The following is a 25,562-nucleotide window of genomic DNA, read 5'->3' as shown; positions in this document are numbered from 1 at the left end:
TCGCCGGAATCCCTAAATTTGAGCCATGGCCATATTACCAATCATAGAGGTGCCCGACCCGCGCCTGAAAACTGTTTCCGAACCCGTCACCATGTTCGATGACGATCTCAAAGCACTGGTCAAGGACATGTTTGAAACAATGTACGATGCCCCGGGCATCGGATTGGCGGCGATCCAAATCGGCGTTCCGAAACGGGTGTTGGTGATTGATCTGCAGGAGCCGGCTCCGCACGATCATGATCATGGTGAGGATTGCGATCATGATCACGGTGTGATCAACGACCCGCGCGTTTTCATCAATCCTGAAATCCTCGATCCTTCTGAGGATGTTAATCTCTACAGCGAAGGCTGCCTATCCGTTCCTGATCAATATGCCGATGTGGAGCGACCTGCGGCGATTACTGCACGCTGGCAAGATGAAGAGGGCAAGCAGTTTGAAGAGCAGATCGACGGTTTACTAGCGACCTGTCTACAGCATGAGATGGACCATCTCGAAGGGATATTGTTCATTGATCATCTTTCCCGACTCAAACGGCAGATGGTGCTGAAAAAGCTTGCGAAATTGCGCAAAGAACACGGTATCGCGGCCTAGGAACCCTTTCTGCGATTTCCGAAATTGCTGACTTCCCCATATTGAACTGGTTTCAAAATGCATTGAACCGACCCTATCTATGCTTTGGCGATGGCTTTGGAATATGAAACGGGTTGTGCATGACGAGTATTGCCTATTGCAGACAACAGTCCTAAGTTCTCTTTTCGTTCTTATTGGAAAGAGAGTGTTTTGGACCCGATATTTACCGTCATAGCTATTGTTGTCGTTCTTCTGGGCGGCCTTGCCCTTGGCTGGTTCATCGGCAGCAAACCCACCAAGGATGCTGCTCAGGCTACCAAAGATGCTGTCCAAACCGCTAAAGAAGCGGCGCAAGCAACCGATGCGTTGCGGATCACGCTAGACGGTGTGCGTGATGAACGTGATGCAGCGAAAACCGAATTGGCAGCCCTGCAGGCGGATGCCCGAAACCATGATAAGCAAATGCAGCAGCTGATGGACGCGAAAGAGGTTTTGTCTTCGCAATTTTCGGAAATTGGTTCCAAAATGCTGGAAACCGCACAGCGGCAATTTCTGGAAAGGGCCGACCAACGATTTGATCAGGCCAATGAAAAGGGAGGCGAGAAGATCGCCAAGCTTCTGCAGCCGGTACACGAACGTCTGGCAACCTATGAAGCCTCGATCACCAAGATTGAAAAAGAACGCACCGAATCCTACGCTGGGATAACCGCGACCATCGAGCAGGTCAGGCAAGGGCAGGACAGGGTGCAACAAGAAGCCTCCCGGCTCGTGAATTCACTCCGCAACGCGCCAAAATCTCGTGGCCGCTGGGGCGAGCAACAGTTGAAAAATGTCCTAGAAACCTGCGGACTTTCAGAACATACAGATTTTGTCACCGAACAGAGCATCGACACGGATGAGGGGCGTTTGCGCCCCGATGCGGTTATCAGCATTCCGGGCGGTCGCAAGCTGGTGATTGATGCCAAGGTCTCGCTCAATGACTATCAGGATGCGTTTGAGGCAGAGGAAGAAGATGCCCGCAGCTTTGCCATGGCCCGCCACTGCAACAGCATGAAGGCGCATATCGATGGTCTTTCCAAAAAGGCTTATTGGGACCAATTCGAAGAAGCCCCCGATTATGTCATCATGTTTGTACCGGGGGAGCATTTTCTTGCTGCGGCACTGGAGCATGAACCGACATTATGGGACCATGCATTCGAAAAGAAGGTTTTGCTGGCGACCCCGACCAATCTGGTTGCCATTGCGCGGACCGTTGCCGGTGTCTGGCGTCAGGAAAAAATGGCGGCCGAAGCGAAGCAGATCGGCCAATTGGGCAAGGAAATGTATGACCGTCTTGCTGTCGCAGGAGAGCATCTCAAACGTATGGGCTCTGGTCTTGGCAGTGCCGTCGGCAATTACAACAAATTTGTCGGCAGCTTTGAACGCAATATCATGGCCACCGGGCGCAAATTTGCCGAGCTGCAGATCGAAACAGGAAAAAAAGACCTGGAGCCGGTGGCCGCCGTGGAAGCGCTTCCCCGCTATAGTGACGATATGACGGAAAAACTGATCGAAGATGATCGCGGTGTCAGTTCAGAAACAACAGAATAGGACTTAGGGCGGACCATCTGGACCTTCGGTAATTGCACCGCCGCAACCATTTAATGTGCCGTGATCGCTGGCTTCGACCTTCACAGTATCAGCATAAGTCCGATCGCTCATGCCATCGCTGCACTCGGTGCCGCTGGTGATGTAGATGTTGATATTGTGGCTATCGGAAAAACCTTTGAGGTCCCAACCATCATCCGTCTTCTTCATCCGTTTTGTGGCAAGCTTGAAATCAGCGCCATTTTGGGACGTGAATGCGATTTCCTCACCCTTGATTTCGACGGTCCAACCCGGTTCGGTACCAATGGCGCTATAGTCCCCCAAAATGTCCTGGGTGACGGGTTCTTCAGCCGTTTCCTCGCAAGCAGAGAGCGTTAGCGCTGCAAGCGGTGCTAGCAATATTAATTTTTTCATAAATTCCCCCTCCGCGATGAAGCTATCATAGGGGAGGTTGGAACTCCAATAATCTCTATCGGCTTTGGTTTAGCACCTCATAGGCCATGACAGAGGCCGCGACGGCTGCGTTTAGGCTATCGGCTTTGCCCATCATCGGCATTTTGACCAACGTGTCGCACGCGGCTTCATATTCCTCGGGCAGCCCTTGCGCTTCATTGCCGACCATCAGGAAGGTCGGTGTTTGATAGCGGACGGCTTGATAATCATTCTCTGTGTTGAGACTGGTTCCAACCAGCTCACCCGCGCCACTGCGGAGCCATGCTAAGAATTCCGGCCAACGCGCTTGTGCAATATCTTGTGTAAAAACCGCTCCCATGCTGGCGCGAACCGCCTCGACCGAGAAAGGATCGACGCAATCATCGATAAGGATTAGTCCACCTGCTCCGACGGCATCGCCAGTCCTCAATATTGTCCCGAGATTGCCCGGATCGCGTAAAGCTTGCGCCACCAGCCATATATTGGACTTCGACCGATCCAGTTCTTCTAGTGCCACCGGATGATCAGGATAGATGCCAATAATTGACTGGGGATTGGACTTTCCTGAGAGCTTGGCGATGATTGCCTCGCTCGTCTCGATAACATCTCCGCCAGCAGCGATGGTTGCTTCCTCGATTTTTTGGGCGAGGGGGTGAAGGTCAGTATCTTCGACAACTACCAAAATCTTGGGAGTTCTGCCGCTGTCCAGCGCCTCAGTCAGAATCCGCAGACCCTCAGCAAGGAAAAGCCCTTCCCGTTTGCGATGCTTTTTGTCTCGGAGGCTTTTGAGCCGCTTTATGGTCGGATTGGAAAAGCCGGTAATCTGGTGGCGCATAGGATCAGTCTTCGCCGAAGCCGTCGAAAACCAGGCCGGCGAGTTTCTCGAGCGCATTTTCCGCTTGATCGCCTGACACGATGATTTCGACGCTATCGCCTTTGGCCGCACCAAGCATCATCAGGCCCATGATGGACGTACCGGTCACTTCGGTTCCATCTTTGCCCACTTTAACGTGCAGGCCCTCAGGCAACTTGCTGACATAGGTAACAAATTTTGCGCTTGCCCGGGCGTGTAAACCGCGGCTGTTTGTGATTTCAACGGTTCTGCGAAATTCGCTCACGCGTCGCTTCCCAGAATTTCAGATGCGACGCTGATATATTTCTGACCAGCTTCCTTGGCGGCCGAGATGGCAGAAACAATGTCCATGCATTTGCGCGCGCCGTCGAGGCGGATGAGCATCGGCAGATTCACACCAGCGATAACCTCGACCTTACCCTTTTCCATCAAGGAAATGGCTAGATTAGAAGGTGTTCCTCCGAACAGGTCAGTCAAAATAATGACGCCTTCGCCGGAATCCACTTTTGCGATGCAGTCGGCAATTTCCTGCCGGCGTTCTTCCATATCATCATGCGCGCCAATGCCGATTGCGGCGATCGACTTTTGCGCGCCGACGACATGTTCCATCGCAATGACAAATTCGGTTGCCAGATGCCCATGTGTCACAAGAACCAATCCAATCATCCTGATTAAATTCCCCTGTTTCCGTTCAAATTCTTCATTGATTCCAGCGCTTCCATTGGCCTCGATGCCAAATTGCGATGCAAGACATTGGGCGAAAACCCCGCGGCAAGCAAGTCTTTGCTCAGGCGCTCTGCTACATGTACCGATCTGTGACGACCGCCAGTGCAACCGATACCGATGTTGACGTAGGCCTTGCCTGCTTGCTGATAGCGGGGAAGCAGGAATTTGAGCATATCCAGTATTTTGTCAATTGCTTCGGGATAGGCAGGGTCTTTGCCGATATATTCCGCTACTTCCTGATCCAGGCCGGTCATATGCTTTAGGTCCGGATCCCAGAATGGATTTGCCAGGAAACGCACATCGAACAGCAGGTCGATATTGTTGGGGAGCCCGCGGGAAAATCCGAAGCTAGTGATAGTTATGGTCGTCGCTGCGGCTTCATCGAGTGAAAAATCTTGCCGGATTTCGCGCTGCAGATCATTGGGCGTCAAACTACTGGTATCTATTACATAGTCTGCCCAGCGTCGAAATGGTTCGAGCAAGTTTCGCTCAAGAGCAATGCCCTCCTTGGCCGGGCGATCCAGAGCCAACGGGTGCCGCCGCCGGGTCTCTGCGTAACGCCTTTCCAATTCTCCACCGGCACAATCCAAGAAGAGCGTTGAGATTAGATAGCCTTGCGTCTGCTGCAACCGTTTCATGGTTTCGATTAGTTTTTCGGGTTCGAAACCTCTCGTCCGGCTGTCGAAGCCCAGGGCTAAGGGGAGATCATTGACTCCTCGCGAACTGGAAGGTGGCGTATTCAGTAGACCTTCAACCAATCTCAGCGGGAAGTTATCGACCGTTTCCCATCCAATATCTTCAAGCGTGTTCAGAGCGGTGGACTTGCCTGCACCAGACAAGCCGGTGACCAATAAAACTCGTTTAGCGATACTGTCGGTCATGATTTAACTGTATCCTGCGTTGCCTGTTGTAAGGCCAATTCTGCCTTGATTGCGGCGCTGGTCTCCATAGCGTTTAATGTACAGGATGGAACCGCTATTCCCAGCAAAATACTGACTTGTTTTTCCAGCGGAAAACGATCGGGATGTTTCTTCAGATCGATGATCAAATGTACCGCGATGCCGGATATGTGATCATATTCCAAAATTCCGAGTGAGCGGACCTCTAGTTTGCCAGCAAGCCTAGCTGGCGGGCTAAGCAGCAGTTTTTGGTCTTGTCGCGTGACATTGACGATATCATCGCTGATCAGAGTCGCGCCCCGGTCGATCAGACGCAGTGCTAGGTCTGATTTTCCAGAACCAGATGGTCCGCGAACCATAATAGCAGCACCAGCAATTTCGACGGCGGTTGCGTGGACTTTGAGCTGATCTTTCCCATCGAATTCGTTTGTCATGCCGGTGCCTTGGGAAGGCGAATTTCAAAGCATGCGCCGGGCTTTCCGCCTGGCCGGTCCAGGATGTGAATTGTACCTTCATGGCCTTCTATGATGGTTTTGGCGATCGCTAGCCCCAATCCGCTGTGCTTGCCAAATGCCTCCCCCTCAGGTCTATCTGAGTGAAATCTTTGGAAAACTTGTTCCCGCTGTTCTGGGCCAATACCGGGCCCTTCATCGGCAACATGGATTACGATGTCTTCGCCGTCCGGGGTTGCCAATATCTCAACCAGACCGCCATCAGGGGAGAATGAGGCGGCGTTGTCCAGAAGATTGCTGAAAACGCGCTCAAGACGGCCTCCATCACCCATCACTTTTGCAACATCCTTCGCCGGTCGCGCAAAAGCGATATGGACACCCAGATTGGAGGCTCGTTGTTCGCGGGCTGCGAGCAATTGTTCCAGCATCTTGCCGATATCAATGGGTTCGAATTTTGCTCGGGCCAGTTCGGCATCGACCCGCGATGCATCCGATATATCATTGATCAAACGATCAATCCGGCGGACATCGTCATTGGCTACGTCCAGAAGCTGTTTTTGCAAATCCTGGTCTTTTACGCGTTCTAAACCCTCTAAGGCCGATCGTAGCGAGGCGAGGGGGTTTTTAATTTCATGGCTGACATCGGCGGCAAAGGCTTCCGTAGCGTTGATGCGATGGCGGAGAGCGGCGCTCATATCAGATAGCGCTCGGCTCAATTGCCCTATCTCATCCCGTCGTCCCGGCATTCTGGGAATTGCAATCTCATCAGACCGGCCCATCCGAACGCGCACGGCGGCGCGGGCCAGTTTTCTGATTGGCCGGACAATAGTCCGGGCAAGAAAGAGAGAGAGCAAAATCGAGATCGTGGCGGCCACCAATATCACGAGCAATACACTGGAGCGTTCTGCCCTAACAATGCGCGTAATATCGCGCGCATTTGCAGTGAGAAGGATGGAGCCGGTCCCATCGGCCAGCGGTTTTCCCGCAGTCAAGACTGGCGTGCGATCGGGCGCAAAGCGGACCGAACTTACAGCACCCGATTTTTGGGTTGCAGATTCGAGCTCTGCCCATGCACTGGCAATATCATTTGCCGGTTCACTATAGTTCGGGATGGGAGCGCTGAGAACCAAGCTTTCAATGGTTCTATCTAATGTACGGGCGGCGTCCTTGCGCAACGGTTCGGTTTCAGGATCGATAAATTTGTAGGTCGGTTCGGCTAGTCCAAAACTATCAATGATTTTGGTTCCATCTGGAGCATAGAGCCGCAACCGTGCGCCGAGATGGCTGGAAAACTGACGGACAAGCTCTTCCCTCTGTTGGGCTTCGCCGGAGGACAGCGCATCCGAAATGATCGTCAGCTGCATTCTTGCTTGCGTCAGGCGTTCTTCTGTCAGTCGGTCGCGGTAATTGTTGAGATAGAAGAGGCCACCAGCCAACAGCGCAATCGCCAAGACATTGACGACCAATATGCGGGTTGTGAGCGAAAGACGGGCTGACCAACGGAGTGACAGGCCGGTTTCGCTATCCTGGCCGCCTTCATTCCGTGTATCGATATCCAGCTCCGTATAGCGTGTCTATTGCATCAAATTCAGAATCTACTTCGCGAAACTTCCGGCGCAATCGCTTGATATGGCTGTCGATCGTGCGATCGTCGACATACACGTCGTCCTGATAGGCCGCATCCATCAGCTGGTTGCGGCTTTTCACAACGCCGGGCCGGTTCGCCAACGCTTCGAGTATCATAAATTCCGTGACGGTAAGGGTAACATTGATGCCTTTCCAATTCACCAGGTGGCGCGCAGGATCCATCTCGAGATTTCCACGGATCAACGGTTCGGCAGATTCATCGTCTTGGCCTTGGTCCAATGACTTCATAAGCTCAGTGCGGCGCAAAATGGAGCGCACGCGAGCAATAAGCAGCCGTTGAGAAAATGGCTTTTTAATATAGTCGTCAGCACCCATTGCCAGGCCGAGCGCCTCGTCCAGCTCTTCGTCTTTCGATGTCAGGAATATGACAGGCAAATTGGATTTCTCGCGCACTCTTCGCAGCAGTTCGAGGCCATCCATTTTCGGCATTTTTATGTCAAATACGGCCAGATCCGGAGGATTCTCCAAGATCGCATGGAGGGCCACTTCGCTGTCTGAATAGACTCGGGTAACGAATCCTTCTGCCTGCATCGCGATCGACACGGAGGTCAATATATTGCGATCATCGTCAACAAGAGCGATATTCGCTGCCATTATTCTTGCGTTCCTTTGCCCCTCGCGCTGGATGAGACCTAGTGGATGGGATAGTATGTGACAAGATAGCATGTTGGTATGAACCGCAACACCATAGAGTCATCGCCCAGCGGTTCATTTTGCAATATTCTGATGTTCACTGGGAAGAAATTTGACCGACTCGACAGGGTTGAGTAAGCGCCAAATCAAATTCGCCAGATCGGCGTGACCTCAACCTGTTTCAAGCCATAGGGGATTTATCAGTGCCAAATGTTTCGTCCGTTTCATTAAATGATCAAGGTTTTTCCAATTCTGCCGAGCAGCATTGGAATTTGGGTGCCCCCGCTCTGGTTGAAGCCGCCGTTTCTCGCGGCGAAGGCCATTTGGCAAAAGATGGCCCACTCGTTGTCGAAACGGGCAAGCACACCGGCCGTTCGGCCAATGACAAGTTCATCGTGCGGGATTCCGAGACCGAGAATACAGTATGGTGGGGAAAAACCAACGTTGGGATGACGCCAGAGCATTTTGCTGCGCTCAAAGAGGATTTTCTGGCTGCTTTGGGCAAGAAAGACACGCTGTTCGTCCAGGATCTTTTTGGTGGCTCTCAACCTGAGCACCGGGTCAATGTACGCATCATCAATGAACTGGCCTGGCACAATTTGTTCATTCGGACCATGTTGGTTCGGCCGAATGCTGAAGAACTGGCGGCCTTTGCGCCTGAATATACCATCATCGATCTGCCGAGTTTCAAGGCCGATCCGGAACGTCACGGCACACGCAGTGAAACCGTTGTGGCGGTTAACCTGACCGAAAAGCTGATTTTGATCGGCGGCACAGCTTATGCCGGTGAAATGAAGAAATCGGTATTTGGGTTGCTCAACTATTTGCTGCCGCTGGATTCGGTCATGCCGATGCATTGCTCGTCCAACATCGGACCTGAGGGCGATACGGCCATTTTCTTTGGTCTGTCCGGAACCGGAAAAACAACCTTGTCGGCTGATGCCAGCAGGGTTTTGATCGGCGATGACGAGCATGGCTGGTCTGACACCGCAGTGTTTAACTTCGAAGGCGGCTGTTACGCCAAGATGATCCGTCTGTCAGAAGAAGCCGAGCCGGAAATTTTTGCAACAACACGCCGCTTCGGAACCGTATTGGAGAATGTCGTAATGGACCCGGAGACCCGGGAGCTGGATCTGGACGACAACAGCAAAGCGGAGAACACTCGCGGTGCCTATCCGATTGATTTCATTCCTAACGTTTCTGAGAACAACATGGGTCCCGTGCCCAAGAATATTATCATGCTGACGGCTGATGCTTTTGGTGTGTTGCCTCCGATATCCCGGCTCACCCCTGAGCAGGCAATGTATCACTTCCTGTCTGGTTACACAGCCAAGGTTGCTGGCACTGAAATTGGTGTAACGGAGCCAGAGGCGACTTTCTCTACCTGTTTCGGCGCCCCGTTCATGCCGCGCCATCCATCGATATATGGAAACCTCCTCAAAGAACGAATTGCCAAAGGTGGCGTTCGTTGCTGGCTTGTCAACACGGGTTGGACCGGGGGCAAATATGGCGAAGGCAGCCGGATGCCGATCAAGGCGACCCGCGCATTGTTGAATGCTGCTCTGGATGGCAGTCTGAATGATGGCGATTTCCGCTTGGATGACAATTTCGGCTTTGAAGTACCTGTTGCCGTCTCTGGCGTGGACAGTGGGATTCTAGACCCTCGTTCAACATGGTCAGACGCCAACGCCTATGATGAAACAGCTCAAAAGCTCGTCAAATTGTTCATCGACAATTTCGAGCAATTTGCTGAGCATGTTGATCAGAACGTACGGGAAGCCGCACCTACGGCGGCCTAGCCTTCGGCTACTCTTCTATCCGGTTCTTTTGAATCAAAATATCAACCTGTTGGAGGTCATCACGGGGGGAGAAGAATAACGTCTCTCCCTGGACCATACCATCTGACCGGGCAGGATTGTCTATTTTTCCATGGTTGACCATGTCATCGATGATGCGCACCATGCGCTCCGTAACTTCGGTTTTGCTATAATCGGGCGGGGCGGTCAGGTGGATTTCTTGTCCGGAAAAATAGCGCAGCCCCGTGGTGACCAAAGAACCGTCTTCAGTCTCCAGAAAAGAGGTTTGAAACAAGGCGGGGAAGGACCCGTCGACCAAATATTCTTCTACAGATTCGGTGAAATATTGAAAGTTTGCGAGCCTGCGTGACGGCATCCATGCGGCTGCTGTTGCACCCAAGCTCTCGCCGATCCATTTGCCCAGCAAGAGCAAGCGATGGTTGACCTGCAGCATGTGTTTGGCGCTACTTATATTGTCTCTTGGAGCGATGCCTATACCACAGTCATTCGGAGATGGAGGTTCGCAGAAGAGTCGTTCACATTTTTCGATAGCGATTTTCTGAGCCGTTTCCGGTGCGGTAAAGCGAGATAGAAGAAAGGGCATGGCATCGACAATGACTTCAACCAGATCCATCTCTTGGAACTTGGCGCAATTGACTGAAATATTGTCGTTTGCGACATCGCCTAAAGGCAGGTGAGACAAGTCAAACTCATCAGCGGTTGGTGCAATTATCAGCAAGGGAGGCTCAGGAATCATGCTACCGGCTCCGTTTCTCGAATATTCTGCCTTAATGTTCTTTATATGTTCTAGTCAATCACCAAGGATTTTGCAATCCCGTTCATGCCTGCTTGGGCGAAGGCCGTCAGGAGAGTTGGTCGTCCGCTCTATTGCTGAAACAAATGATTGTCAGCTTCTCAATGCAACGGTAACTGATTGGTCATGTCGAATCTGATCTTATCAGTACTGATGCTAGCTGGAGCCGCGCTGCTGATTGGCGGAATCTATGTGCTCCGCAAAGGCGTCAACAAAAGGCAAGGCTTGCTTATGCTGGTCGCAGCAGCGGTCATGTTCGGCAATGTGTGGATTGGATCGATTCCAATAGCGCAGAACAATCAACCGGTGGCAGAGCAATCGGGAAACTAAGCCTATTTGATAGGTGAGTCCGGCGCGAGCCGCATATCCAGATAATTGTCTACCGATCCCATCAACAATTCCATTTCATTTTCATAGAAATGATTGGCGCGTGGGATTTCGTCATGGTGAATCGTGATATGCTTTTGCGTCCGAAGCTTGTCGACCAGTTTCTGGACCGCGCTTGGAGTTACGACTTCGTCATTCACGCCTTGAACGATGATGCCTGATGAAGGGCAGGGTGCCAGGAAATTGAAATCATACATGTTTGCTGGTGGAGAAACCGAGATGAAACCACGGATTTCCGGACGCCGCATCAAAAGTTGCATGCCAATCCATGCGCCAAAACTATAGCCCGCTATCCAGGTTGTCTGAGCTTCGGGATGGAAGCTTTGCACCCAGTCCAGAGCAGCTGCTGCATCGGACAATTCGCCGATGCCATTGTCGAATGTGCCCTGAGAGCGACCAACACCGCGGAAATTAAAACGCAAAGTCGCGAAGCCCCGTTTTACGAAGGTTTTGTACATCGCCTGGGTGATCCGGTCATTCATCGTTCCGCCCGCTTGCGGGTGCGGGTGCAATATCATGGCAACCGGAGCGCGGTCACGGGGTCCAGGGCTAAAGCGACCTTCTAGGCGGCCTTCGGGTCCGGTAAAAATTACATCTGGCATGGATTTTCAATTCTTCGATCAAAATTACATTTTCCAGAGCAAGAGAAATTAGAATAGCTTTTGCGCTGGATGCTGCGCCTATATAGAGAGAGTGGACAAATCCGCAACTCAATCCCGCAAGCCAGAGAGATTTTGCCAATATCGTGACAGACTCAAAACGTATCTATCTCGACTATGCTGCCACAGCACCGATGCTTGCCGAGGCCAAAAAGGCTTGTATCGAAGGGTTCGACCATTGGGCCAACCCATCTTCGCCCCACGGGGACGGGCGTGCGGCGCAGGCCATGCTGGAAAATACCCGGCGGAGATTCAAGGATGTTCTGGAGTGGGATGGTGACGTTATCTTCACGAGCGGTGCCAGCGAAGCCATTCAAATCGCGCTCACCAAGTCCAAGCTGGCGAAACAATTTATCTCGCCGGTAGAGCATGACGTGGTTTTGCGATTCGAGCGCGATGCACATATGATCCCGGTCAATACGAGCGGTATGATTGTTCCCATGAACCTGAACCACTTGCTGAAAAGCGCCGAAGAACCCGCTCTGGTGGCTATTCAATCGGTCAATAATGAAACGGGTGTGATGCAGGATCTCAATGCGCTGGCGAAAGTCATTCGCGATCGGGGGAGCTATCTGTTGGCGGATTGCTCACAATCTGTAGGTAAAATGCCGCTACCGGATGCCGATATGATCGTTGTGGCAGGGCATAAATTTGGAGGACCTCCGGGGGTTGGTGCACTTCTCGTCAAGGACCTCAAGCTTCTGCAGCCCGACGGAGGGCAGGAACAGGGCTATCGGTCCGGGACACAGAACCTGCCTTATATCATGGGTATGACCGCAGCCCTGGAGGCACCGACCAATTGGGCCGGGCGAGCCACGGAACTCCGCAAGCATCTTGATGATGCTATCAAAAAAGAAGGCGGCACTGTTATCGCGGAGAAGGCGCCCCGTATTGCGACAATCGCCAGCTATCATATGCCGGGTGTCGCAGCCAATACCCAGTTGATCAAATTTGATATGGCTGGGTTTTCCGTTTCAGCAGGCAGCGCCTGTTCGTCCGGGACGCTCAAGACCAGTCATGTGCTGGAGGCGATGGGCACGGATTCGCAGGTTGCGCGCGAGGTGATTCGCGTGAGTATCGGGCGCGATACCACTAGGACCCATATCTATGCCTTCATCGACAAATGGAAATCGATTTACGCGGAATCCAGGCGAAGCGGATAGCGATTGATGGCCGTCATCTATCTTGACAATCAGGCGACCACGCCACTCGCGCCCGAGGCTTTTGATGCCATGGTGCCATGGTTGAGAGACAATTTTGGTAACCCGCACAGCCCTCATGTGATGGGCAGGAAGGCGGCAGCGGCCATCGAAGCCGCGCGGGAACAGGTTGCTGCGTTGCTTCCCAAGGACGGGCGCGTGATTTTTACAGGCAGTGCAACCGAATCGATCAACTTGGCTCTGGGGGCTGTTCGCAAAATGTCTGGCCAGGGACGCAATCAGATCGCTGTTGCCGATACCGAACATGCGGCCGTCCGTGACACTGCGCTTTTCTATGGGTTACAAGGCTTTGAAACCAGACTGCTCCCGGTTGATGAACATGGTCTGGTGGTGATGGAAGAATTGGAAGCATGTTTGGGGGCAAAGACGGCGCTCGTAGGAGCGATGCTGGTCAACAACGAAATCGGTACCATTCAACCCGTCGATCATATTGCGACCATGGCGCATCGAAGCGGGGCGCTGATGCTCTGCGACGCCGTGCAAGGATTCGGACGGATCGCCATTCCGGAACAAGCCGATCTGATCGCATTGTCGGGGCATAAGATATATGGTCCAAAAGGCATTGGCGCGCTTTGGGTGCGAAATGGCATCGAACTGCCGCCCTTGATCCATGGCGGTGGCCAAGAGCAGGCCGTGCGGTCGGGGACGCTCTCGCCCGCATTATGTGTCGGGCTAGGCGTGGCCGCGAATATCTGTGCGGAGCGCTGGGAAGAGGATATGGACCATATCCGCAATTTGGCGGACAGGGCGCTTGGCCTTTTTGGTGACTGGACTGTAAATGGCTCCGTTGACCAACGCTATCCGGGCAATTTGAATATCCGCCGCGACGGGCTCGATGTTGCCCGTTTGATGTCGGAGGTGCGCGGTGTGGCTTTTTCTGCCGGCTCGGCATGCGCGAGCGGATCGGGACGTCCCAGCCACGTTCTGGCTGCCTTGGGTCTTGAAGCGGCACAAATAAAGTCATCCATTCGACTGGGTTTCGGGCGCTATAATAGCATAGAACACGTGGAACAGGCGGCGGATTTGATCAATCAAGCGGCGGAGAATCAATTGTCATGACGAAGCTCACGGTCCACTTTATTAGTTCCGATGGTGAACAGACGGTTTCCGCCGAGGCTTCGGAAGGCGACGATCTGCTGACTGTCGCGCAAATCCATGTCCAACCCCTTGAGGGAACGTGCGAAGGGCAGATGGCTTGCTCTACCTGTCATGTCATTGTTGAAGCTGCTGATTTCGACAAATTGCCGGATGCGACGGAAATGGAAGAAGATATGCTGGATCTCGCCGCCGGTGCGCGGCGGACTAGCCGATTGGCTTGCCAGATCACGCTTACGGCCGAATTGGATGGCCTGACGGTGCATATGCCGATTGAAAGCCGCAATATGCAGATACTCTAGCGCCTGGAAGGCGGTTATCTAACGGCTTGCATTTTGGTAAAACTCCCACCATATGCGCAGCGGGAGTCGGGTGGACGCAGTTGTCGCCAACCCGGTCAGGTCCGGAAGGAAGCAGCCGCAACGATTTTTCTGCGGGTCGCCCGGCTCCTACTCTGTAACACCGCCTGGATAGAAAGCGGTCTCAGATTTCAAACCATGCTAAAAAACGCTTGTTTGCACTGGTTTTGCATCAATTTTCACATGGACCATGATATGAGGCTTAATAGCCTTCGACAAGCGGATGGCTCTCGCCTAAACTGATCTCCGATGTCCGATTCACAAGATATATTTGCTGCTGGCGGTGTGGATGCGCCCGAGCAACCCGCGCCCGGAGCGGCGCAGCCCTATCGCGTGTTGGCGCGCAAATACCGGCCATCAAAATTTTCCGAACTGATCGGGCAAGACGCGATGGTCCAGACGCTGGGCAACGCGATCAAGCGGGATCGGTTGGCGCATGCATTTTTGATGACCGGTGTCCGCGGCGTCGGAAAAACATCTACGGCTAGGCTGATTGCGAAAGCGCTGAACTGCATTGGCGCTGATGGGCAGGGCGGTCCGACAATCGATCCCTGCGGCGAATGTGAACCGTGTAGCAGTATCGCAGAAGGCAGTTTTATCGATGTCATCGAAATGGATGCTGCCAGTCACACCGGCGTTGATGATGTCCGCGAAATCATCGAGGCAGTGCGCTATTCGTCGGTTTCAGCGCGTTATAAAATCTACATCATCGATGAAGTGCATATGTTGTCGAAAAATGCCTTTAATGCGTTGCTGAAAACGCTTGAAGAGCCGCCGGCGCATGTGAAGTTCATTTTCGCGACCACTGAGGTCAACAAAGTCCCGATTACAGTTCTGTCTCGCTGCCAACGCTTTGACCTGAAGCGGATCAGTGCGGAACAGCTATCCGATCATTTCGGGATGATTGTTGGCAAAGAAGACGTGACGGCAGAACAAGAAGCACTGGATTTGATAGCCCAGGCGGCGGAAGGTTCTGTTCGCGATGGCCTCTCGATTCTCGACCAGGCAATTGCCCATGCTGATATGGATGGTGACGGAAAAGTCAAAGCGGTCCAGATCCGGGATATGCTTGGTCTATCGGACCGAAGTGCTATTCGCCGGCTATTTGCGAAATTGCTCGAAGGCGATTCTGCTGCGCTGCTTGATTCGGTTGCTGACCAATATCGCGTCGGTGTGGAGCCTCTATCTCTTATGAACGGGTTGCTCTCGCTTTCGCACCAAGTGACCTTGTTCAAGGTGGGTAGAGCCAGCGATCCGACATTGTCGGAGGAAGCCAAACAGCAATTTTCTGATTGGGCGGAGCAGCTTTCTTTCCCGGTTCTGCATCGGTTATGGCAGCTTCTTCTGAAGGGGTATCAAGAAGTTCAGCAAGCGCATTTGCCCCGCGAGACATGTGAGATGGCTCTGCTGCGCGTGCTTTGCGCAGCGGATATGCCTGATCCCGGAAAACTTGCGAAGTTGCTGGAGCAAGGCGCTCCTGGCGTATCCAATGCAACTGCTGTGGAAGCGGCTCCGGCTCCTGTTGCTGAGCCGGTGGCGCAAGTTGTTCCGGCGCCGATCGTCACTCCTCCGGCCGCGCATCCAGAACCTGCTCCTGATCAAGCATCCGACAGCGCAGTCTTGCCGAACAAATTTACCGACATTGTCGCTGCTGTCGGCCGCGTCTCGGCGGTTTTGGAAAGCATATTGATCGCCGACATGCGCGTGGTTTCATTGAATGCTCCAGAAATTATTTTTCAGCCAGCCCGGCCCATCGCCGATGCGGATATTCGGAAGATCACTGATGCGTTGAAGCAGGAAACCGGTCGAGATTGGACAATCACCGAAGGGCCGGGCGAAGCTCAGCCAAGTCTGGCCGAGCAGGAACAACAGGCTTTGGATGCTGAACGTCAGGCGATATTGGATGCTCCGATGGTGAAGGCTGCGTTTGAAGCCTTTCCTGATGCCCAACTGCTGGAAAATGAAGATCCTAGCCCTCAAGAATCAAGGAGCGCATAGTTATGAAATCGATGGAAGAAATGATGAAAGCCGCGCAGGAGGCGGCGCAACAGGTCCAGACCCAGATGGAAGATGCACAGAAGAAGCTGGATAGCCTTGAAGTCGAGGGCCAAGCCGGCGGCGGCCTCGTAAAGGTTAAGGCGACCGCAAAAGGTCGTATTCTGTCGGTGAACATCGACGACAGTTTGATGAAGGCAGAAGACAAGCAGATTCTGGAAGATCTGGTCGCGGCGGCTTTCAATGACGCGCGCAATCGGGCCGATGAAGTGAGCGGTGAGGAAATGGGTAAGATGACCAGCGGCATGCAGTTACCCCCAGGTTTTAAACTGCCATTTTAGGCGGCTCGCGTAATCCGACGCATTACGCTTGAAGTGGCTCCGACAGGCACCATATAGTAGTCAGAAGCGCCATTGCAGCGCAGTATGTTGGAGTAAAAATGTCCAAAACCGAAGCCAATCCTGCCCCTAAGTCCAATTCGTTGCCACTTCTGCCGTTGCGCGACATTGTCGTGTTCCCGAACATGATTGTGCCGCTGTTTGTCGGTCGCGACAAATCTGTGGTTGCGCTTGAAAAGGCGATGGATTCAGACAAGGAAATCTTCCTTGTCGCACAGCTTGATCCAGCAGAAGATGATCCAGCGCGGGATCAACTCTATGATCTTGGTGTGGTTGCGACGGTCTTGCAATTGCTGAAACTTCCCGATGGTACGGTTCGGGTGTTGGTTGAAGGCAAGCAGCGCGCTCGGCACGTATCGCTTGAAGATCAGTCCGAAGGCTATGTCCTGGCTGCGGTTGATTTGCTCGAGGAGCAGGCTACCGAGAGCACCGAGGCTTCAGCTTTGATGCGTTCCGTGGTTGACCAATTTGAAAACTATTCCAAGTTGAACAAGAAAATGCCGGCGGAAACCGTCGTGCAATTGGGCGAGATTGATGATGCATCGCGCCTCGCAGATGCTGTGGCAGCCAATATCAATGTGAAAGTCTCTGACAAGCAGAGCCTTTTGATCGAAAGCGATGCTACCAAACGCTTAGAAATGGTCTTTGCCTTCATGGAAGGCGAGCTTGGTGTGTTGCAGGTCGAGAAGAAAATCCGCGGGCGCGTCAAGCGTCAGATGGAGAAGACCCAGCGCGAATATTATCTCAATGAGCAGATGAAAGCGATCCAGAAAGAACTGGGCGACGGCGAAGAGGGTGAAGGCGACGAACTCGGCGACCTTGGCAAGAAAATCAAGGAAATGAAGCTTTCCAAGGAAGCGAAAACCAAGGCAAGCGCCGAGCTGAAAAAGCTCAAAGGCATGCAACCGATGTCAGCAGAGGCGACCGTAACCCGCAATTATCTGGACGTGCTGCTGGGGCTGCCTTGGGGCAAGAAATCGCGGCTGAAGAAAGATCTCAAACAGGCCGAGAAGGTTCTGGATGACGATCATTTCGCGCTCGAGAAAGTCAAAGAGCGTATCCTTGAATATCTTGCCGTCCAGACGCGCACGAACAAGCTGAAAGGCCCGATCCTATGTCTCGTAGGACCTCCTGGCGTCGGCAAAACCTCGCTTGGACGTTCGATTGCGCGGGCGACCGGACGCGAATTCGTGCGGCAATCGCTCGGTGGCGTGCGTGATGAAGCCGAAATTCGTGGCCATCGCAGAACCTATATCGGTTCGCTTCCTGGCAAGATTGTTTCCAATCTCAAGAAGGCAGGTACGTCCAATCCACTTTTCCTGCTCGATGAAATTGACAAATTGGGACAGGATTTCCGCGGCGACCCAGCATCAGCGCTGCTCGAAGTGCTGGATCCGGAGCAGAATGACAAATTCCAGGACCATTATCTTGAAATCGATATAGACCTGTCGGACATCATGTTCGTGACAACCGCCAATTCGCTTAATCTTCCTCAGCCGTTGCTCGATCGGATGGAGATCATCCGTCTGGAGGGCTATACAGAGGACGAGAAGGTCGAGATTGCAAAGCGCCATCTTCTTGATAAACAAATTGAAGCCCATGGCTTGAAAAAAGGCGAATTTGCGCTGCGCGAAGATGCTCTGCGTGATCTGATCCGCTACTATACCCGGGAAGCCGGTGTCCGGACTCTGGAACGTGAAATTGCCAAGCTGGCGCGCAAGGCGTTGCGGCGTATTCTTGAAGGGGAATATAAGAGCGTGGAAATCACGCCTGACAATCTCTCCGAATATGCAGGCGTTCAAAAATTCCGGCATGGCGTAAGCGAAGAAGAAAACCAGGTCGGGGCCGTAACTGGTTTGGCGTGGACAGAGGTCGGAGGCGAATTGCTGACGATTGAATCGGTTACCGTGTCTGGCAAAGGCCAGATCAAGACGACGGGCAAATTGGGTGAGGTCATGACCGAATCCATTCAGGCGGCGCTATCCTTCGTGAAGGCTCGCGCTCCCTCTTATGGCATCAAACCGAGTATCTTCAGCCGCAAAGACATTCATATCCATTTGCCCGAAGGCGCGGTGCCAAAGGATGGTCCGTCAGCGGGTGTCGGGCTTGTTACCGCGATCGTATCAACGTTGACTGGCATTCCAGTGCGACGTGATGTTGCTATGACCGGGGAAGTGACTTTGCGCGGTCGAATCTTGCCCATTGGCGGATTGAAGGAAAAACTCCTGGCTGCGCTTCGGGGGGGGATCACAACGGTGTTGATCCCGGCTGATAACGAGAAAGACCTCGTCGAGATTCCGGACAATATCACTTCTCAACTGAAAATTATTCCATTGAGCCATGTGGATGAAGTGCTTGCAGAGGCGCTCGCAGACAAGGTGGAGCCGATTGAATGGAGCGATGCGGATGAGCTTGCAAGCCATGCCACAGCTCCGATTCCGGACGATGCCGGGTCGGCTGCACGCCATTAAACGGCTCATATATGCGATTCGCGGGCATGGAATCTTGCAGAAATTTGAGTGAAACGGAGATTTGAAACTATCAAAAAAGGCCTGCAAGCCCGATATTGGGGCCATTAACGATGTTTTGACGTAAAATAATCTGCTTTGGCCCAGAATTCAGCGATTTCTCTTTGACTCACTCGGATAATTTCGCATTACTGTTTCACAGACAAAGGCGCGATTCAAAATGAATTGCCACCAGAGAAGGGGGGATACCCACTATGAATAAACAGGATCTTATCAGTAACGTTGCAGATCACAGCGGTCTCAGCAAAAGCGATGCCGGCAAAGCGGTAGATGCCGTATTTGAATCCATCACAAGCGCACTGTCAAGCGGCGGCGAAGTTCGTCTCGTTGGCTTTGGCACATTCTCAACATCAAAGCGTAAAGCTTCAACCGGTCGCAACCCGCGCACCGGCGAACCAATGCAGATTCCTGCATCGACACAAGCGAAATTCAAAGCCGGCAAGGGCTTGAAAGACGCCGTCAACTAAAAACAAACCGGGGAGCAGCGTATCGCTCCCCTTTTTTTCGCGCTTTGCTCTAGAATTTTAAGGCGGGACCTCAACAGGGGCCCGCCTTTTTCTATGGGTGATTGGGTTATGTTGTGGCGCTGTTCGTTCCACTATGGCTTTGATAGGAATATGACCACCAATCGGGTCGCACACGGTTGGCAAACCGCGTTGTGACTTTTCTGATCGGGGGAATGGTAGACGCTGAGGGGTTCGAACCCACGACCCGCTGATTAAGAGTCAGCTGCTCTACCAACTGAGCTAAGCGTCCTTATGGTATATTGGGCTATATAGGGCCGGAATTCTCGAACGCAACATCTTGGTTGGTATAGTCAACCAAATGTGCCGCCCCGGCGACCGGGGTGCCGTTCTATCGACATCAGGATACCCACGCAGATCATGATGGTCATCATTGATGATCCGCCATGGCTTAGAAACGGCAGGGGGATGCCTACCACGGGCGCCAGCCCCATCACCATCATGAGATTGATCGCGACATAGAAGAATATCGTTACGGTCAAACCGGCGGCGGTCAATTGAGAGAAGCGGGTTTTTGCTTTCATTGCCACGCGCAGCCCCCAACGGAACAGCAAGAAAAAACAGAAAAGAATGATTACCCCGCCCATTAACCCCCATTCTTCAGCCATGGTTGCAAATACGAAATCGGTGTGCCCCTCAGGCAGATAATCCAGATGGCTTTGGGTTCCGTTCAAGAAGCCTTTGCCAAACAGCCCGCCAGATCCAATAGCGATCTTGGATTGGCTGATATGATAACCGGCCCCGAGAGGATCATTTTCGGGGTTTAGAAACGTGTTGACCCGTCTTTGCTGATAGTCTTCCAACGCGAAGAAATAGGCCAGTGGCGCGAGTATCGCGATGGCCGCTGCGCCTCCGATGAAGAGCCTGAGCGGCAATCCGGCCAAAAAGGCGATGGTTAGAGCGCCCGCGACGACCGTGATCGTGGTTCCAAGGTCCGGCTGCAGCAAGATGAGTGCTGCCGGAACCGCCAATAGGGCCAATAGCGGCCAAATGGCTCCCCATGTCCGGATCTGACTTGGCGGCAGCAGGTCATAGAAGCGCGCGACTGCCAAGATGATAGCGACTTTCATCAACTCTGATGGCTGCAGCCTGATGACACCGAGGTTCAGCCATCTCTGGCTTCCTCCTCCTACCGCTCCGATCAATTCCACGCCGAGAAGCATGAGAACGACGGCGATATATATCGGGAAAGCCATGGCTTTCCAGAATGATTCCTTAAATCGAGACAGGACAATCGCCATGGCCACAAAAATTGTGAAACGAACCATATGCAAGCCAGCCCAGGGGGTCATACTGCCGCCAGCTGCGGAATAGAGAACGACAAAGCCAAAAGTAGCGAGGACGAATAGAAGCAGGATAGTCTTCCACGGAAGCTGCGCAATGGGTGCTGGGACGAAATTGCTCACCGTCTATTCTCCGCCATCGGCTTCGATAGGCGTTCCATCGGGGGAAACCCGGTTTTCGGCTATCGCTTTTTCGAGATCTTTCTTGGCGCGATAGGCTGCCATTTTCTTGTCCATGCGTTCCTGCATGGTGCCACCCCATGACTTTTCGAGACTGGTTAGGCGCTCCATAGCTTTCTGACGGTCGTAGAGGAACGTCAGGACGTCGCGTGCGACGGGATAGGCTGATCCGGAGCCGCCGCCATGTTCAATGACCACAGAGGCTGCGTAGCGGGGATTATCCAGAGGAGCGAAGCATACGAAGAGGCCATGGTCACGATATTTCCAGGCGACGTCTTTGCCGCCGCGCCCAAAATCAAGATTGACCACTTGTGCGGTACCCGTCTTACCCGCCATTTTGACATCTTTGATGGGCAAGCGTGCGCGTCCGGCCGTTCCGGGACCATTAACCACATCGCTCATCGCTTTCTGGACATAGACAAGATGTTCGGGGTTTAGATTCAACGTCTCCAGCGTTGGTTTTTCCTGATTCAACACCAAGCGCGGAACCACATTATTCCCGGTTGCAATCCGTGTCGTCATGACCGCGAGCTGGGTCGGGTTCACCAGCATGTACCCCTGACCGATAGTGGTGTTGACGGTATCAAAAGCCTCCCATGGCCGGTCATATTTTTTGCGCAACCAGGCCGGATCTGGAACCGTGCCGTAAAACTGGCTCGCAACCGGCAGCGCATATTTTTGTCCCAGGCCCAGTCGATTGGCCATCAAGGCAATCGGATTGACTCCGATCTTCTGGGCAAAATGATAGAAATAGACGTCGCAACTCTGGTAGATGCCCTTGGCCATGTCGACGCGCCCGTGGCCGTGGCGGTTCCAGCAACGGAAGCGGCGGTTGCCTACCCGCAGTCCTCCATTGCAGTTGACGGTCTCGTCCGGGCTGAGGCCCGCTTCAAGAAAGGCGAGGGCAACCATGGGCTTTACCGTTGATCCCGGCGGGAAAAGACTTTTGAGGGATTTGTCTAGGAGAGGAACATGATCATCTTCCCGAAGCATCCCATATTCGCTGACTCCAATGCCTTTAGAGAAACTGTTCGGATCAAAGGATGGCATCGACGTCATCGTCAAAATGTCACCGCTGAGGCAATCCATGACGACCACGGAGCCTGATTCAGGACCCAGTCGGCGTGCGGCATATTCCTGCAGGTCGATATCGAGGGTCAATTGCAGGGCTTTGCCCGGAATATCGGGTCGGGTGTTGAGTTCTCTTACAATCTTGCCGCGGGCGGTCACTTCAACCCGCTTTGCGCCCGGTTTTCCTTGCAGGCGTTCCTCGAAATTTTTTTCCAGACCGTCTTTGCCGATTTTATATCCGGGAGTGATCAATATCGGATCTGGGTTTTTTTGGTAATCTTCTGCCGATGCAATGCCGACATAGCCTATCAGGTGCCCGATTGCCTGACCGCTTGGATAGTTGCGGGAAAAACCCTGGCGCGGCGAGACCCCGGGAAGATCGGGCAGGCGGACGCTGACCGCTGCATATTGTTCCCAATCCAATCCCGTCGCCACCTGCACGGGTTGAAAACTAGTGGCTTGCTTCAGTTCCTTGTTGATCCGTGCAAGCTCTTCGGAATCGAGGGCGAGCAGTTCGGCGAGAGTCGCAACGGTTTTGTCCTTGTCGCGCAGCCGGTCGGGAATGATGTCGACCCGAAAGTCGGTTTTGTTATTGGCAATCGGTTTGCCATTGCGATCGATCAACCAGCCCCGGCGGGGAGGGACGAGCGTGAGATTGACCCGGTTGCTTTCCGACAGAAGCTTGTACCGCTCGTTCTCGGCAACCGAAATATAAGCCATCCGACCAGCCAGAAGGACGCCGACACCGATTTGCAATCCGCCAATTACCGTGGCCCTACGTGTGAAGGTCAATTCCTGCATCGCGCCGCTGGTTGTTTTTGGAGACCTCATGCTGCCACACGCCAATTGTCAATCGCCCCAATGAACCGAGCGACAAACGGATAAATCAGGATCGAAAGCAGGATTTGCGGCAACAGCAAATCAAGTCGCAGAATATTGGATTGAATATCGACCACCAGCATTCCGCCTATTAACACAATTATCGTGGCAATGGAGGCGATAAGCCAATCCTGCCAATAATCACGGCGCACCGCCTTCCTGTCGATGGCTTCAAGCAGGATGAATATGACTGACCACAGGAATGCGGCGCTGCCCAGCGGTTGTCCGCTGAAAATATCATCGATCAATCCCAACGGAAAACCCGCCCATACCGCCCAGAAACCAGGGCGGATAAGACGCCAGGCCAATACAGCGAGCAATCCCATCGGCGGTAAAATCGGATAATCGGTTATGATCGGCAAGGCTGTGATCATGGAGCCAATGATAACCGTCAACGGCGGCACCAGCTTGATCCGCAACTGGGACGGTCGCCGCCCAATCTGGGAATGACGAGGTCTAGCCACTATTCACCGGATTCCGCTACGGTGTCAGATTCAGGGGCTTGTTCGATCGCGCGGATTGTTTCTGCTTGGAAAATGGGTTGGACAATCGCATGGCTAACCTTGGCAGGATTGGCTAAAACACGGGCTATTGCGCCGGATTCCGTTTTGCGAATGACAATGGCAACCGGCGTGCCCGGGCTGTATAGGCCACCACTGCCGGAAGTGATCATCAGGTCCCCGCCCTTGAACGGGTTGGTGCCGATATTGATGGGCTGAATGTCGACGGTCCCATTGCCGCGGCCCGTAGCGAAAGCGGGCAGGCTATCGCCAGCGCGCTGTACAGGGGTGACATTCTTACTGTCCGACACCAGCAAAACGCGGGCCGTTGTGGGGCCGGTTTCCAATATTCTACCAACAAGGCCTTCTGGCGATCGGACAGGTTGGCCGGGCAATAGTCCACTGGAGCTGCCCACGCCGAGCGTCGCAATGCGACGGGAACTAGAGGCCGTTGAGCTGATCAACCGCGCCATAGCGATGGCATCGGGAATTTCTCCGCTCAGCTTCAACAGCCGCTTCAAGCGTTCATTTTCTTGCTTGAGCGATCTGGCTTCCAAAATTTCTATGCGATTCTGCTCTAGTTCCTGCTGCATCGCCGCATTTTTGGACGCTGCGTTGAAATAGGCAGAAATTTGATCGCCGGCATTTCCGGTCGCTCCGCCGACTTCCGACAATGATTTGCTTACCGGAGCCATAGTTTCGGCGCCAACTGTGCGAAGCGCGGAAAAGCCTTGAGGGTCAAGGAAGGATATAAGCAGGAGAAGCAGACCCAAGATCGCTCCTAATATGCCCAGTAAATAGCTGGCGAATATACTATATTGCGCCCGCTTGGAAAATCCTGGACGCCGATTTATTGGCGGCGCCATATCGGTTTATCCTTTCGCTTCCAATCGTTATTACATCATATGCTCGGTATCAAGCAGTGGTCAAGACGCCCCTGAACATTGGGTCTTCCATCGCGCGACCGGTGCCGATTGCGACACAGGCTAGCGGGTCTTCTGCGACCGTCACAGGCAGGCCTGTCTCATCGCTGAGAGCCGCGTCCAGACCAGAAATAAGAGCGCCACCGCCGGTAAGGACAATGCCTTGATCGACAATATCGGCAGCCAGTTCTGGGGCAGTATTTTCCAGAGCGATACGAACGCCTTCGATGATCGTTCCGATAGGCTCGCTCAATGCTTCCGCGATTTGCCCTTGGTTGATCGAAATTTCTTTCGGCACGCCATTTACCAGATCACGGCCTTTAATGTGGATCGTGTGGCCAACGCCGTCGGCAGGTGTCTGCGCCACGCCAAAGTCTTTCTTGATCCGTTCAGCGGTTGTTTCACCGATCAGAAGATTGTGATGACGGCGAACATAAGAAACAATCGCTTCGTCCATCTTGTCGCCGCCGGTGCGAACCGACGTCGTATAGGCCAGACCGCGCAGCGAAAGCACGGCAACTTCGGTGGTGCCGCCGCCTACGTCTACAACCATGGATCCGATAGGCTCGGTCACCGGCATATCTGCGCCAATGGCTGCTGCCATGGGCTCTTCAATCAAAAACACCTGACGAGCGCCGGCATTGGATGCCGCATCACGAATGGCACGCCGTTCTACCGAAGTGGAACCACTGGGGACGCAGATAACGATCTCAGGATAGCTGAACAGCTTGGTCTTGCCGTTCACTTTCTGGATAAAATGTTTGATCATTTGTTCGGCGACATCAATGTCGGCGATCACACCATCACGCAGCGGGCGAATGGCTTCAATGCTGTCTGGGGTCTTGCCCATCATCATCTTTGCATCATTGCCGACGGCTTTGACCTTTTTTATACCGTTGTGAGTTTCGATCGCAACAACGGATGGTTCGTTTAGAACAATGCCTTGGCCGCGCACGTAGACAACTGTATTCGCGGTGCCGAGGTCGATCGCCAAATCTTGCGAACGGAACTTGAACAGATTTTCAAACATATTTTTGTCCGTAATTTCTTGTACTTGCAGACGTAGCTGCAACGATTGATCATAGCGCTTGTTAAGCTGAACGGGCCATGAAACCAATCATGGGAATCGCCCAGTAAATCAGGGGTCGCTT

The 25,562-nt window shown here is 53.2% G+C and carries 26 protein-coding genes, 1 tRNA gene and 1 other RNA gene; 12 read left to right on the top strand and 16 right to left on the bottom strand.

The window, feature by feature from the left end:
- The first annotated feature begins 25 nt into the window (after window positions 1–25).
- Complete coding sequence (gene def, locus ABJV08_RS12300) at window positions 26–592, top strand: peptide deformylase (RefSeq protein ID WP_348037941.1); 567 nt, start codon at window positions 26–28, stop codon at window positions 590–592.
- 189 nt (window positions 593–781) lie between these two features.
- Window positions 782–2,161 carry a DNA recombination protein RmuC gene (rmuC, locus tag ABJV08_RS12295; RefSeq protein ID WP_348037943.1) on the top strand — a complete coding sequence of 460 codons (1,380 nt, stop codon included), beginning with the start codon at window positions 782–784 and terminating at the stop codon, window positions 2,159–2,161.
- A 3-nt stretch (window positions 2,162–2,164) separates the two neighbouring features.
- Here rmuC and ABJV08_RS12290 read toward each other — a convergent pair whose 3' ends face one another.
- From ABJV08_RS12290 to ABJV08_RS12255, 8 genes are read right to left on the bottom strand one after another with little or no spacing between them, the layout of a single operon-like run.
- A complete protein-coding gene (locus tag ABJV08_RS12290; protein ID WP_348037945.1) occupies window positions 2,165–2,572 on the bottom strand; it encodes a hypothetical protein in 408 nt (135 codons plus the stop codon).
- Window positions 2,573–2,627: 55 nt separating this feature from the next.
- Entirely contained in the window at window positions 2,628–3,425 is a 798-nt protein-coding gene (locus ABJV08_RS12285; RefSeq protein WP_348037947.1) for an RNA methyltransferase, read from the bottom strand.
- Window positions 3,426–3,429: 4 nt separating this feature from the next.
- Entirely contained in the window at window positions 3,430–3,708 is a 279-nt protein-coding gene (locus ABJV08_RS12280; RefSeq protein WP_348037949.1) for an HPr family phosphocarrier protein, read from the bottom strand.
- The gene (locus ABJV08_RS12275) at window positions 3,705–4,109 is read right to left on the bottom strand and encodes a PTS sugar transporter subunit IIA (protein ID WP_348037951.1); all 405 of its coding nucleotides are present in this window, start codon (window positions 4,107–4,109) and stop codon (window positions 3,705–3,707) included. The genes ABJV08_RS12280 and ABJV08_RS12275 overlap by 4 nt, the downstream gene beginning before the upstream one ends.
- A 5-nt stretch (window positions 4,110–4,114) precedes the next feature.
- Window positions 4,115–5,050: an RNase adapter RapZ gene (gene rapZ, locus ABJV08_RS12270; protein ID WP_348037953.1), complete on the bottom strand. Its 936-nt coding sequence runs from the start codon at window positions 5,048–5,050 to the stop codon at window positions 4,115–4,117.
- Window positions 5,047–5,502 (bottom strand): HPr kinase/phosphatase C-terminal domain-containing protein, encoded by a 456-nt coding sequence (locus ABJV08_RS12265; protein WP_348037955.1) that lies wholly within the window; start codon window positions 5,500–5,502, stop codon window positions 5,047–5,049. Before ABJV08_RS12265 ends, rapZ begins: the two co-directional genes overlap by 4 nt.
- Window positions 5,499–7,073: an ATP-binding protein gene (locus ABJV08_RS12260; protein ID WP_348038218.1), complete on the bottom strand. Its 1,575-nt coding sequence runs from the start codon at window positions 7,071–7,073 to the stop codon at window positions 5,499–5,501. Before ABJV08_RS12260 ends, ABJV08_RS12265 begins: the two co-directional genes overlap by 4 nt.
- Window positions 7,057–7,761, bottom strand: coding sequence for a response regulator transcription factor (locus ABJV08_RS12255; RefSeq protein WP_348037957.1), 705 nt, complete (start codon window positions 7,759–7,761; stop codon window positions 7,057–7,059). The genes ABJV08_RS12260 and ABJV08_RS12255 overlap by 17 nt, the downstream gene beginning before the upstream one ends.
- A gap of 242 nt (window positions 7,762–8,003) precedes the next feature.
- Here ABJV08_RS12255 and ABJV08_RS12250 point away from each other — a divergent pair, with 242 nt between their 5' ends.
- Window positions 8,004–9,599: a phosphoenolpyruvate carboxykinase gene (locus ABJV08_RS12250; protein ID WP_348037959.1), complete on the top strand. Its 1,596-nt coding sequence runs from the start codon at window positions 8,004–8,006 to the stop codon at window positions 9,597–9,599.
- Window positions 9,600–9,606: 7 nt separating this feature from the next.
- On the opposite strand, the gene ABJV08_RS12245 is transcribed toward ABJV08_RS12250, so the two are convergent.
- Entirely contained in the window at window positions 9,607–10,353 is a 747-nt protein-coding gene (locus ABJV08_RS12245; RefSeq protein ID WP_348037961.1) for a hypothetical protein, read from the bottom strand.
- 210 nt (window positions 10,354–10,563) lie between these two features.
- On the opposite strand from ABJV08_RS12245, the gene ABJV08_RS12240 reads away from it, so the two are divergent.
- Window positions 10,564–10,740, top strand: a complete 177-nt coding sequence (locus tag ABJV08_RS12240; RefSeq protein ID WP_348037963.1) for a hypothetical protein — start codon at window positions 10,564–10,566, stop codon at window positions 10,738–10,740.
- A gap of 2 nt (window positions 10,741–10,742) precedes the next feature.
- Here ABJV08_RS12240 and ABJV08_RS12235 read toward each other — a convergent pair whose 3' ends face one another.
- The gene (locus tag ABJV08_RS12235; protein ID WP_348037965.1) at window positions 10,743–11,399 is read right to left on the bottom strand and encodes an alpha/beta hydrolase; all 657 of its coding nucleotides are present in this window, start codon (window positions 11,397–11,399) and stop codon (window positions 10,743–10,745) included.
- Window positions 11,400–11,542: 143 nt separating this feature from the next.
- On the opposite strand from ABJV08_RS12235, the gene ABJV08_RS12230 reads away from it, so the two are divergent.
- The 8 genes from ABJV08_RS12230 (at window position 11,543) to ABJV08_RS12195 (ending at window position 19,518) form a co-directional block, all read left to right on the top strand.
- Window positions 11,543–12,619, top strand: a complete 1,077-nt coding sequence (locus ABJV08_RS12230; protein WP_348037967.1) for an aminotransferase class V-fold PLP-dependent enzyme — start codon at window positions 11,543–11,545, stop codon at window positions 12,617–12,619.
- A gap of 6 nt (window positions 12,620–12,625) precedes the next feature.
- The gene (locus ABJV08_RS12225) at window positions 12,626–13,735 is read left to right on the top strand and encodes a cysteine desulfurase family protein (protein ID WP_348037969.1); all 1,110 of its coding nucleotides are present in this window, start codon (window positions 12,626–12,628) and stop codon (window positions 13,733–13,735) included.
- Window positions 13,732–14,073 carry a 2Fe-2S iron-sulfur cluster-binding protein gene (locus ABJV08_RS12220; protein ID WP_348037971.1) on the top strand — a complete coding sequence of 114 codons (342 nt, stop codon included), beginning with the start codon at window positions 13,732–13,734 and terminating at the stop codon, window positions 14,071–14,073. The genes ABJV08_RS12225 and ABJV08_RS12220 overlap by 4 nt, the downstream gene beginning before the upstream one ends.
- A 59-nt stretch (window positions 14,074–14,132) precedes the next feature.
- Window positions 14,133–14,227: signal recognition particle sRNA small type (ffs, locus tag ABJV08_RS12215), an RNA gene on the top strand.
- A gap of 152 nt (window positions 14,228–14,379) precedes the next feature.
- Window positions 14,380–16,128, top strand: a complete 1,749-nt coding sequence (locus tag ABJV08_RS12210) for a DNA polymerase III subunit gamma/tau (RefSeq protein ID WP_348037973.1) — start codon at window positions 14,380–14,382, stop codon at window positions 16,126–16,128.
- A 2-nt stretch (window positions 16,129–16,130) separates the two neighbouring features.
- A complete protein-coding gene (locus ABJV08_RS12205; protein WP_348037975.1) occupies window positions 16,131–16,466 on the top strand; it encodes a YbaB/EbfC family nucleoid-associated protein in 336 nt (111 codons plus the stop codon).
- 98 nt (window positions 16,467–16,564) lie between these two features.
- A complete protein-coding gene (gene lon, locus ABJV08_RS12200; protein ID WP_348037977.1) occupies window positions 16,565–18,994 on the top strand; it encodes an endopeptidase La in 2,430 nt (809 codons plus the stop codon).
- Window positions 18,995–19,245: 251 nt separating this feature from the next.
- Window positions 19,246–19,518, top strand: a complete 273-nt coding sequence (locus ABJV08_RS12195; protein WP_176279529.1) for an HU family DNA-binding protein — start codon at window positions 19,246–19,248, stop codon at window positions 19,516–19,518.
- Window positions 19,519–19,731: 213 nt separating this feature from the next.
- Here the strand turns inward: ABJV08_RS12195 and ABJV08_RS12190 are convergent.
- The 6 genes from ABJV08_RS12190 to ABJV08_RS12165 form a co-directional block, all read right to left on the bottom strand.
- A tRNA-Lys gene (locus ABJV08_RS12190) sits at window positions 19,732–19,807 on the bottom strand.
- Between the two features lie 61 nt (window positions 19,808–19,868).
- Window positions 19,869–20,981, bottom strand: a complete 1,113-nt coding sequence (rodA, locus tag ABJV08_RS12185; RefSeq protein WP_348037979.1) for a rod shape-determining protein RodA — start codon at window positions 20,979–20,981, stop codon at window positions 19,869–19,871.
- Between the two features lie 3 nt (window positions 20,982–20,984).
- Entirely contained in the window at window positions 20,985–22,940 is a 1,956-nt protein-coding gene (mrdA, locus tag ABJV08_RS12180) for a penicillin-binding protein 2 (RefSeq protein ID WP_348037980.1), read from the bottom strand.
- On the bottom strand, window positions 22,937–23,452 hold the full coding sequence (gene mreD, locus ABJV08_RS12175; protein WP_348037981.1) for a rod shape-determining protein MreD: 516 nt from the start codon (window positions 23,450–23,452) through the stop codon (window positions 22,937–22,939). Before mreD ends, mrdA begins: the two co-directional genes overlap by 4 nt.
- Complete coding sequence (mreC, locus tag ABJV08_RS12170; protein WP_348037983.1) at window positions 23,452–24,354, bottom strand: rod shape-determining protein MreC; 903 nt, start codon at window positions 24,352–24,354, stop codon at window positions 23,452–23,454. Before mreC ends, mreD begins: the two co-directional genes overlap by 1 nt.
- Window positions 24,355–24,403: 49 nt before the next feature.
- Window positions 24,404–25,441 (bottom strand): rod shape-determining protein, encoded by a 1,038-nt coding sequence (locus ABJV08_RS12165; RefSeq protein WP_348037985.1) that lies wholly within the window; start codon window positions 25,439–25,441, stop codon window positions 24,404–24,406.
- Between the last annotated feature and the right edge of the window lie 121 nt (window positions 25,442–25,562).

The organism is Parasphingorhabdus sp. (genome assembly GCF_039982395.1).
In the GTDB taxonomy this organism is placed as follows: Bacteria; Pseudomonadota; Alphaproteobacteria; order Sphingomonadales; family Sphingomonadaceae; genus Parasphingorhabdus.
This window is presented reverse-complemented; position numbering and strand designations above follow the sequence as displayed.